General features: G+C 70.5%; 7 protein-coding genes. 1 reads left to right on the top strand and 6 read right to left on the bottom strand.

From position 1 onward, the window contains the following. From H5J26_RS24955 to H5J26_RS24945, 3 genes are all read right to left on the bottom strand, one after another. Positions 1-1,772 (bottom strand): bifunctional [glutamine synthetase] adenylyltransferase/[glutamine synthetase]-adenylyl-L-tyrosine phosphorylase (locus H5J26_RS24955; RefSeq protein WP_181768213.1); only part of this gene is annotated, 1,772 nt, incomplete at its 3' end. A gap of 50 nt (positions 1,773-1,822) precedes the next feature. Continuing rightward, entirely contained in the window at positions 1,823-3,184 is a 1,362-nt protein-coding gene (locus H5J26_RS24950) for a glutamine synthetase family protein (protein ID WP_181768212.1), read from the bottom strand. Positions 3,185-3,901: 717 nt separating this feature from the next. Next, the gene (locus H5J26_RS24945; protein WP_235981053.1) at positions 3,902-5,014 is read right to left on the bottom strand and encodes a helix-turn-helix transcriptional regulator; all 1,113 of its coding nucleotides are present in this window, start codon (positions 5,012-5,014) and stop codon (positions 3,902-3,904) included. A gap of 271 nt (positions 5,015-5,285) precedes the next feature. Here H5J26_RS24945 and H5J26_RS24940 point away from each other — a divergent pair, with 271 nt between their 5' ends. After that, a complete protein-coding gene (locus H5J26_RS24940) occupies positions 5,286-7,049 on the top strand; it encodes an NAD+ synthase (protein WP_181768211.1) in 1,764 nt (587 codons plus the stop codon). A 21-nt stretch (positions 7,050-7,070) separates the two neighbouring features. Here the strand turns inward: H5J26_RS24940 and H5J26_RS24935 are convergent, their stop codons facing one another. The 3 genes from H5J26_RS24935 to H5J26_RS24925 form a co-directional block, all read right to left on the bottom strand. Further along, complete coding sequence (locus tag H5J26_RS24935; RefSeq protein WP_181768210.1) at positions 7,071-7,493, bottom strand: NUDIX hydrolase; 423 nt, start codon at positions 7,491-7,493, stop codon at positions 7,071-7,073. Further along, positions 7,490-7,927 (bottom strand): PaaI family thioesterase, encoded by a 438-nt coding sequence (locus H5J26_RS24930; protein ID WP_181768209.1) that lies wholly within the window; start codon positions 7,925-7,927, stop codon positions 7,490-7,492. Before H5J26_RS24930 ends, H5J26_RS24935 begins: the two co-directional genes overlap by 4 nt. Positions 7,928-8,035: 108 nt before the next feature. Further along, a complete protein-coding gene (locus H5J26_RS24925) occupies positions 8,036-8,941 on the bottom strand; it encodes a MerR family transcriptional regulator (protein WP_181768208.1) in 906 nt (301 codons plus the stop codon). Positions 8,942-9,131: the final 190 nt, after the last annotated feature.

The raw sequence follows: 9,131 nt of genomic DNA, 5'->3' as shown, positions 1-9,131 counted from the left end.
AGGCGCCCGGCGGAGAGGACGCGCGCGAGGTTCTCCGCGGCGGCACCCTCGTCCCGGAGCAGCCGCAGATACCACGGCGTCGCGCCCAGCTCGTCGGAGACCTTGCGGAAGTTGAGCAGCCCGGCGTCGGGGTCGGCGGAATCGGCGAACCACCCCAACAGCACGGGCAGCAGCGTGCGTTGGATCGCGGACTTGCGGCTGACGCCGCTGGCCAGTGCCTCCAGGTGCCGCAGCGCCCCGGCCGGGTCGGCGTAGCCCAGTGCCTCCAGCCGCTGCCTGGCGGCGGCCGGGGAGAGCCTGGCCTCGCCGATGTCGAGCTGTGCGACGGCGTCCAGCAGCGGCCGGTAGAAGAGCTTCTCGTGCAGACGGCGTACGGCTGCGGCGTGCCGGCGCCACGCCTTGTGCAGCTCCTTGACGGGCTCGCTGCGGTATCCGAGGGACCGTCCCAGCCGGCGCTGGTCCGCCTCCGCTTCGGGCATCAGGTGGGTGCGCCGCATCCGGTGGATCTGGATGCGGTGCTCCATGGTGCGCAGGAAGCGGTACGCGGCCTCCAGGGCGGCGGCGTCCTGGCGCCCGACGTAACCGCCGACGGCGAGCGCGTCCAGCGCGGCGAGCGTGGTGGGGCTGCGGAGCGTGGTGTCGGAGCGGCCGTGCACCAACTGGAGGAGCTGCACGGCGAATTCGACGTCGCGCAGCCCGCCCGGACCGAGCTTCAGCTCGCGTTCCACCTGCGCGGCGGGGATGGCGTCGACGACGCGGCGGCGCATCTGCTGGACGTCGGGGACGAAGTTCTCCCGTTCGGCGGCCTGCCAGACCAGAGGGGCGACGGCCTCCTGGTACGCCTCCCCCAGCGCCATGTCGCCCGCCACCGGCCGCGCCTTGAGGAGCGCCTGGAACTCCCAGGTCTTGGCCCAGCGGTTGAGGTAGGCGAGATGCGAGTAAAGGGTCCGCACCAGCGGGCCGTTGCGGCCCTCCGGGCGGAGGTTCGCGTCGACCGGCCAGATGGTGCCCTCGGCGGTGGTGTCGGAGCAGATGCGCATGAGCCGCGCGGCGAGCCGGGAGGCCGCCTGGAGCGCCGGCGACTCCTCCGTACCCTCGGTGGGCTCCGCGACGAAGATGACGTCCACGTCGGAGACGTAGTTCAGCTCGCAGCCGCCGGCCTTGCCCATGCCGATCACGGCGAGCCTGCACGCCTTCGCGTCCTCGGGCGCCTCGGCCCTGGCCAGGGCGAGGGCAGCCCGCAGCGTCGCGGTGGCCAGGTCCGCCAACTCCGCCGCGGTCTGGGCAAGATCGCTGGTGCCGCACACGTCGCGTGCGGCGATGGACAGCAGGCAGCGGCGGTAGCGGTGGCGCAGGCCGTCCGGGTCCGCGGAGGCGCCGACGACGGCCTCGAACTCCTCGACGCCCGGGTGCAGATCCGCCGACTCGTAGGTGACCAGGTCCTGCCAGTCGTCCGCATGCCCGGCGAGGTGGTCCCCGAGGGCCTCGGAGACCCCGAGCACGCCGAGGAGCCGGTCACGCAGCGGCTTGCTGGTCAGCAGCGTGTCCAGCAACGGCTGCGGATCGCTCTGCGCCTCGACGAGCCGGACGAGCCCGATCAGCGCCAGGTCGGGGTCGGCGGTGGCGCCGAACGCGTCCAGGAGCCCGGTGTCCGCCCGCACTTCGGCCAGCTCGGGTGAGGAGAGCAGCCGTTCGGCGGTGGCCGGTTCGGTGAATCCGCGCCGAACCAGCTGTCCGTACCGGCTGTCCCGTCGCCCACCTTGCACGCTCACCGTCCTCCGTCGCCCGCGCTGCTCCTGCCCGGATTCCCGCCGTGCACGCTTCAGAGAACCGGAAGGCTCTTGCGGAGTTCGAAGGCGGTGACCTCGCTGCGGTACTCCTCCCATTCCTGCTTCTTGTTGCGCAGGAAGAAGTCGTAGACGTGCTCGCCCAGCGTCTCCGCGACCAGCTCGCTGCGCTCCATGAGCGTGATGGCCTCGCCCAGGTTCTGCGGCAGCGGCTCGATGCCCATCGCGCGCCGCTCCGCGTCGGAGAGCGCCCACACGTCGTCGTCGGCTCCGGGCGGGAGTTCGTATCCCTCCTCGATGCCCTTGAGCCCGGCGGCGAGCAGCGTGGCGTACGCGAGGTAGGGGTTGGCGCCCGAGTCCAGCGAACGTACCTCGATGCGGGTGGAGCCCATCTTGCCGGGCTTGTACATCGGCACGCGGATCAGCGCGCTGCGGTTGTTGTGGCCCCAGCAGATGTAGGAGGGGGACTCGCCGCCCTCGCCCGCGGTGCGGTTGGCCCCGCCCCAGATGCGCTTGTAGGAGTTGACCCACTGGTTGGTGACGGCGGAGATGTCACCGGCGTGCGTGAGCAGTCCGGCGATGAAGGAGCGGCCGACCTTGGAGAGCTGGTACTCGGAGCCGGACTCGTAGAAGGCGTTGCGGTCGCCTTCGAACAGCGACAGGTGCGTGTGCATGCCGGAGCCGGGGTGCTCCGAGAAGGGCTTGGGCATGAACGTGGCCTGCACGCCCTGCTCCAGGGCGACCTGCTTCATCACCAGACGGAACGTCATGATGTTGTCGGCCGTGGAGAGGGCGTCGGCGTAGCGCAGGTCGATCTCCTGCTGGCCGGGGGCGCCCTCGTGGTGTGAGAACTCCACCGAGATGCCCATCGACTCGAGCATCGTGATGGCCTGCCGGCGGAAGTCCATGCCGACGTGCTGCGGCGTGTGGTCGAAGTAGCCGGAGGTGTCCGCGGGCATCGGCCGGGAGCCGTCCACGGGGCGGTCCTTGAGCAGGAAGAACTCGATCTCGGGGTGGGTGTAGAAGGTGAATCCGAGGTCGGAGGCCTTGGCCAGGCTGCGCTTGAGCACGTAGCGCGGGTCGGCGTAGGACGGCGAACCGTCCGGCATCAGGATGTCGCAGAACATCCGCGCCGTCCCCGGGGCCTCCGCACGCCAGGGCAGTATCTGGAAGGTGCCGGGGTCCGGCTTGGCGATCATGTCGGACTCGTAGACCCGGGCGAATCCCTCGATGGCCGACCCGTCGAAGCCCATGCCCTCGTCGAAGGCCTGCTCGAGCTCCGCGGGAGCGACGGCGACGGACTTGAGGAAGCCGAGAACGTCGGTGAACCACAGCCTGACGAACCGGATGTCGCGCTCCTCGAGCGTGCGGAGCACGAATTCCTGCTGCTTATCCATAGTCACCAATCCTCGCTGCTCAGGGTGCCCGCTCGCACCCCGTGGGACTCCTCCGGGGCCGTGGCGGCCCCCGGCTGCGCCTTACGGCCCGCGGGTGCCCCCAGGGCGACTTCGAGCATCCCACCACACGGTTTCCGGAGCGTTGCCTGCCCGCATCCGGACTCCCCGGGCCGATTCCCAGTACACCACGCCGCACGGCATGTCCACGCGGGGTGAACAGCCGCTTCGGACGCCGCGGTCCGCGCACCCGGACGGGTCACGGGAGCGACGTACGCGCCGCTTACCCAGCCGTGCCGTAGGTACCGCATCCGGCGGGCCCGCGCGGCACCGTACCGGGCGGAGCGGTCCGGCACTCGGCGCGGGGCGGACGGAGGAGCAGCCCGGCGGGGACGGCACGTGCCGGAAGGAGGCAGCGCCGGAGGAGAGACCGCGGCCCGGGAGGCGGCAGGAAGGCTCAGGACCCCGGGAAAGCGAAAGCCGCGGCCCGGTAGTGGGGGATACCGGACCGCGGCTGTGTGTTGCATGGCCGGGGCATTCAGAGTCGCCCAGCCGTGTGGTCTGTCGTGGTGAGCCGCCATGGCGTGGCGACGTCGTGCACTGAAGCTCGCACACCGGCGAGGCAGAGAACAAGAGTTACCGGCGAGTGTGCGAAGCCACATCTTCACGGACATTCTTCGCGGCTCGGACAGCAAGGCTACCGCCGGTCACACGCCTGATTCAGTGGCTTGATCCCGACGGTTCACCGGCGCCCGCCCCGGGGCTCAGCGCGGGAGCCGCCCCAGGTCCCTGCGTGCTACCGATGCGTACGCCGGAGTCCGAGGGCTGCGAGACCCAGCCAAGGCTCGCCGCCCGCATCCCCAGCTGGAAGCGTGTACCGGCGCCCAGGCGCTCCATCAGCCCGCTCAGACGGCGCTGGAACGTGCGGTAGCTGACGCCGAGTTGGCGCGCCATCACCTGATCCGTCAGCCCGGTCGTCAGCAGGGCCAGCAGCCGGGCCTCGTCCGGGCTCGGGGCGTCGCCCGCACCGCCCGGGCGGCCGGCCAGGTACGCGGAGAGCGGCAGCGCACGCGCCCACAGCACCTCGAAGAACTCGCACAGCGCGTCCAGCAGCCCCGAGGGGTGTACCACCACGCTGCTGGCCATCTCGTGCGGAGCGGAGCGCAGCGGGATGAGCGCGACGCGGTCGTCGGCGACGAGCAGCTTCGTCGGCGTATCGGCCATCACCCGCGCCTCCTCGCCCAGTTCGGCGCAGGCCTCGATGTCCGTGTCGATGCGGTGGAAGGTCTCCAGGCCGTGGGTGTCGTAGATGACGCGGTAGCCGATGCCCCGCCGCATCGTCTTCGCCTGGACCGGCATCATGCCCGTCTTGGGGTCGAGCCGGTCGGGGTCGCTGTTGGCGTACGGGGGCCGGTCTATGCCGCGTATCTGGTGCCGTGCGCTGTGCTGGAGCTGGTCGACCTGCTGGATCACGGCGGCCCGCCCCGTGACGATCTCCACCAGGTCCACGGGGTCGCGGGCGGTGGCGTTGGCGCGGAAGCGGGTGGCGAGGAGCTGTATGTGGCGCCGGGTGCGGTGAATGGCCTCCTCGCGGGCCAGCAGCAGCGACTCGAAGGCGACCTCGGGGGCCACCGGAAGAAACCGTTCCTCGCCTCGCCTCTCCCCCGGGTACCGCCCCACGAGGCTCAACTTCTCGAGCGCTCCGAGGGTTTCGCGGACCTTCGCGGCACTCAGCCCCAGCGTCGTACGGAGTTCGGAGACGGTGACCGCGCCGTCGACGAGTGCCTCGTAGGTCTGCTGTTGGACGGGTTCGAGACCGAGAGCGTCCAGCATGTACATCCCCCTGAGTGATGGCGAGTTCACGTCACTGACCGATGCCCGCCAGGCGGGCACCGAATCCAGTACACCAGGTGTCGAAATGCTGCGGATACCTTCGCGTAGCCGAGCTCGAGTACTGGATACGGTTGTGACGGTGACGTGAATACCTCGTGACCGGTTCCCTCACGTGCTCTGCGGAGGCACGTACTCCGTTTTGACACTTGCCGTCCGGACGTTTTCTCTTCCCGCTCCTCATCGTGTCAGACAGACGATTACAGTGGGCGGTGTGGCCCAACTACGTCTCGCACTGAACCAGATCGACTCCACCGTCGGTGACCTGGAAGGCAACGCCGAATCCGTCCTCCGGTGGACCCGGCACTCCGTCGAACAGGCAGCCCACCTCGTGGCGTTCCCCGAGATGATGCTCACCGGATACCCGGTCGAGGACCTGGCATTGCGCGGAAGTTTCGTGAACGCCAGCCGGGCCGCTCTGCGCACCCTCGCGCGGCGGCTGTCGGAGGAGGGCTTCGGCGAGGTCCCCGTGGTCGTCGGCTACCTCGACCGTGCCGAGCACGCACGGGCCACCCTGGGCAGCCCCGCCGGCGCCCCGCAGAACGCCGCGGCGGTGCTGCACGGCGGCGAGGTGGTGCTCACCTTCGCCAAGCACCACCTGCCCAACTACGGCGTCTTCGACGAGTTCCGCTACTTCGTCCCCGGCCAGACGCTTCCCGTCATCCGCGTCCACGGCGTCGACGTCGCGCTGGCCATCTGCGAGGACCTGTGGCAGAACGGCGGCCGCGTACCCGCCGCGCGTACGGCCGGCGCCGGCCTCCTTCTGTCGATCAACGCCTCGCCCTACGAGCGCGACAAGCACGACACCCGCCTGGACCTGGTGCGCAAGCGCGCACAGGAAGCCGGCTGCACCACGGCCTACCTCGCGATGATCGGCGGCCAGGACGAGCTCGTCTTCGACGGCGACTCGATCATCGTCGACTCCCGCGGCGAAGTGCTTGCCCGTGCACCGCAGTTCGAGCAGGGCTGCGTCGTGGTGGACCTCGACCTTCCCGCCGCCGCGGCGACGCCCCCCGCCGGGACCCTCGACGACGGGCTGGGCGTCGAGCACGTCGTGATCTCCGGCGATCCGCTGCCCGCGTACGAGCGGGAGGTCACCGGCAGCGAGGCGCCGCGCCTGGAGGACGACGAGGAGATCTACACGGCCCTCGTCGTGGGCCTTCGCGCCTACGCCGCCAAGAACGGCTTCCGCTCCGTGCTGATCGGGCTGTCGGGCGGCATCGACTCCGCGCTCGTCGCCGCCATCGCCTGTGACGCGCTCGGCCCCGAGAACGTCAACGCCGTCTCCATGCCCTCCCGTTACTCCTCCGAGCACTCCAAGGACGACGCCGCCGACCTCGCCCGGCGCACGGGGCTCAACTTCCGCACCGTGCCCATCGGCCCGATGTTCGACGCCTTCATGGGCTCCCTCGAACTGACCGGGGTGGCGGAGGAGAACCTCCAATCGCGGCTGCGCGGCGTGACGTTGATGGGCCTGTCCAACCAGGAGGGTCACATCGTGCTCGCGCCGGGCAACAAGTCCGAGCTGGCGTGCGGCTATTCGACGCTCTACGGCGACTCGGTCGGCGCGTACGGGCCGATCAAGGACGTCTACAAGACCAACGTCTTCCGGCTGGCGAAGTGGCGCAACCGCGCCGCCGCCGAACGCGGTCACACCCCGCCGATCCCGGAGAGCAGCATCACCAAGCCGCCCAGCGCCGAGTTGCGCCCCGGCCAGGTCGACACGGACTCGCTCCCCGACTACGACGTGCTCGACCGGATCCTGAAGCTGTACGTGGACGGTGACGTGGGCCGCGAGGGCATCATCGAGCGCGGCTTCGACCCCGAGGTGGTCACGCGGGTGCTGCGGATGACGGACGCCGCCGAGTACAAGCGCCGCCAGTACCCTCCGGGCACGAAGATCTCCGCCAAGGGGTTCGGCAAGGACCGCCGCCTTCCCATCACCAACCACTGGCGTGAGGCGCCCGCGCCGGAGTGAGCTCCGCGCGCGAGCGGCGGCCTACCTGGCCAGCGTCTCGTCGAGGTGCGCCTGCACCGGCCCGTACAGGCCGTACGGCACGTACTCGTGGAGTTCGGCGCGGCCGCACCACACCAGCTCGGCGAGCTCCTCCACGTCGGCGACGCGGGCGGTGCCGGAGACGACCTCGCACGCCGTGTACGAGACGAACCGCAGCGTGTGCGGATGCACCCGCCCGCCGAGAAGCCCGACGGCGGAGACGGTCACCCCGGTCTCCTCGGCCGTCTCACGGACGGCCGCATCCGCCGGCGACTCCCCGGGCTCGGCCTCTCCGGCCGGGAACTGCCAGGAGAGAGGCCCTTCGGCGACGCGCCGCCGCACCAGAAGGACCTTGCCCTCGTGGACGACGACGGCGGCCGAGATGCCCGGCTGCTCCCCGGCGGCCGGGACGGGGCGCTGGTTCACGGCAGCCTCTGGATGCGGGCGGTGGCCGTCGCCACGGCGACCACCCTGCCGTCACTGCCGAGCAGTTCACCGGCGAGGAAGCAGACCTCGTGTCCGCGCTGCACGACGCGCCCGCGCCCGGTCAGCCGCCCGGTACGGGCCGGCCTGAGGTACTGGACGTGGAGGTCGAGCGTGGGGGCCAGCTTGCTGTCGGGCAGCATCGCCATCAGAGCGGGCCCCATGGTGTCGTCGAGCATGGCGGCGAGAAAGCCGCCCTGGACCACTCCGGCAGGGTTGGTGAACTCCTCGCCGGCCTGGAAGGCCACCTCGATGGTGCCCTTCTCCGGGTCCACCTCCATTAGCTCCCAGCCCATCAGCTCGGCCGCGGGCGGCCATGCGACCCGTCCCTCCAGCATGTCCCAGAACAATCCGCTGCGCTGCCCGTCGGTCTCCATTCCCGCATTGAACAGCCACCCACCGACAACCGCGCCGAGGCGCGCACCGGAGAGCGGCATCGTCGCGCGGTCACGCCCGAAGTGCCGTCCCCCGCGGAGCCGTTCAGCTCATGAGGTGCGCCGCACGTCTGCCCGCAGCGCCTGTTCCAGCCAGGTGTGGTCCTCGGCACGTGACGGCCTCGGCTCATGCCCGCGGACGACGGCGATGAGCTGCCTGTAACGCTCGGCTCCCGCTTCCATGCCCACGTGAAGGCTCTCGAGTACCGCGGCCCTGTCCGCGTCGCCGAACAGCTTCGACAGCACGGCGGCGCCATCAGGCCCTTCGGGGTGCACACCGCGTTCGCGGGCCTCGCCGACCACTTGTACGACGTGCCCTGTGAACCAGATGGAGCCGCCGGGCGAGCCCTTCCGCGCGTTCAGCTCCATCATTCTCCGCATCCTGGAGCGGAAGTCCGGGTCCTGGATCAGTTCGGCCAACTGGAGCCAGGCGTCCACCTGCTCCGGAGTGGGGCTCTCGGGCAGTTCGATCGGAGAGCGCGTCAGGCGCTCCTCGATTCCGGGGCTCGCACCGAGCCCGCCGGCCACCTCCCTCATGAAGTCCTCGATGATCTTTCTGCGCTCGTCGACCGAGAGTCGTGCGAGTCTGTTCATGAATGCCGTCTCCTCGACTGTGGAACCGCGCTCCGCGACGGTGGACAGAACAGCCCGGCTCACCTTGAGGGCGCGGATCCGGGCGTCGAGAGCGACGACATGGGTGGCTGCGATCTCCGCCACCGTCGCCTCACTGCTCAGGACCTGGCTCACTTCCTCGAGGCCGAGCCCCAACTCCCGCAGGGTGCGGACGAGTTCGAGCCGGGCGACGGCCTCGGCGCCGTACAGCCGGTAGCCGCCCTCGGACCGCCCCCCGGGCGGCAGCACGCCGATGTCCGACCAGTAGCGGATGGTGCGCACGGCGACCCCGGTCCGGTCGGCGAGCTGTCCGATGGTGAGACGTTCCGGGTGTTCTTCGTTCATGCGGGGAGTCTGAGCCCTCCACCCGCTGGAGACTCAAGTCCCGGCAGGAGCACCTTGAATACGGCGTCCCCCGCTCCCCGAAACACTCAGGGGCCCGCGCCGAAGCGCGGGCCCCTGAGGACGAAGGACGGTGTCAGCCGGAGACGCTCTCGGCCGGACGTGCCCGCCTGAGGCGCGGCACTCCGCCGCG

The sequence above is a fragment of the Streptomyces albidus (ex Kaewkla and Franco 2022) genome (genome assembly GCF_013870515.1).
In the GTDB taxonomy this organism is placed as follows: domain Bacteria; phylum Actinomycetota; class Actinomycetes; order Streptomycetales; family Streptomycetaceae; genus Streptomyces; species Streptomyces albidus.
The sequence above is the reverse complement of the archived record's forward strand: the minus strand, read 5'-3'. Positions and strand labels throughout refer to the sequence as shown.

Bases quoted from the DNA above. Each gene is read 5' to 3' on its own strand.
- H5J26_RS24945 (WP_235981053.1), bottom strand. From the start codon at position 5,014: ATGCTGGACGCTCTCGGTCTCGAACCCGTCCAACAGCAGACCTACGAG.
- H5J26_RS24930 (WP_181768209.1), bottom strand. From the start codon at position 7,927: ATGGAGACCGACGGGCAGCGCAGCGGATTGTTCTGGGACATGCTGGAG.
- H5J26_RS24950 (WP_181768212.1), bottom strand. From the start codon at position 3,184: ATGGATAAGCAGCAGGAATTCGTGCTCCGCACGCTCGAGGAGCGCGAC.
- H5J26_RS24925 (WP_181768208.1), bottom strand. From the start codon at position 8,941: ATGAACGAAGAACACCCGGAACGTCTCACCATCGGACAGCTCGCCGAC.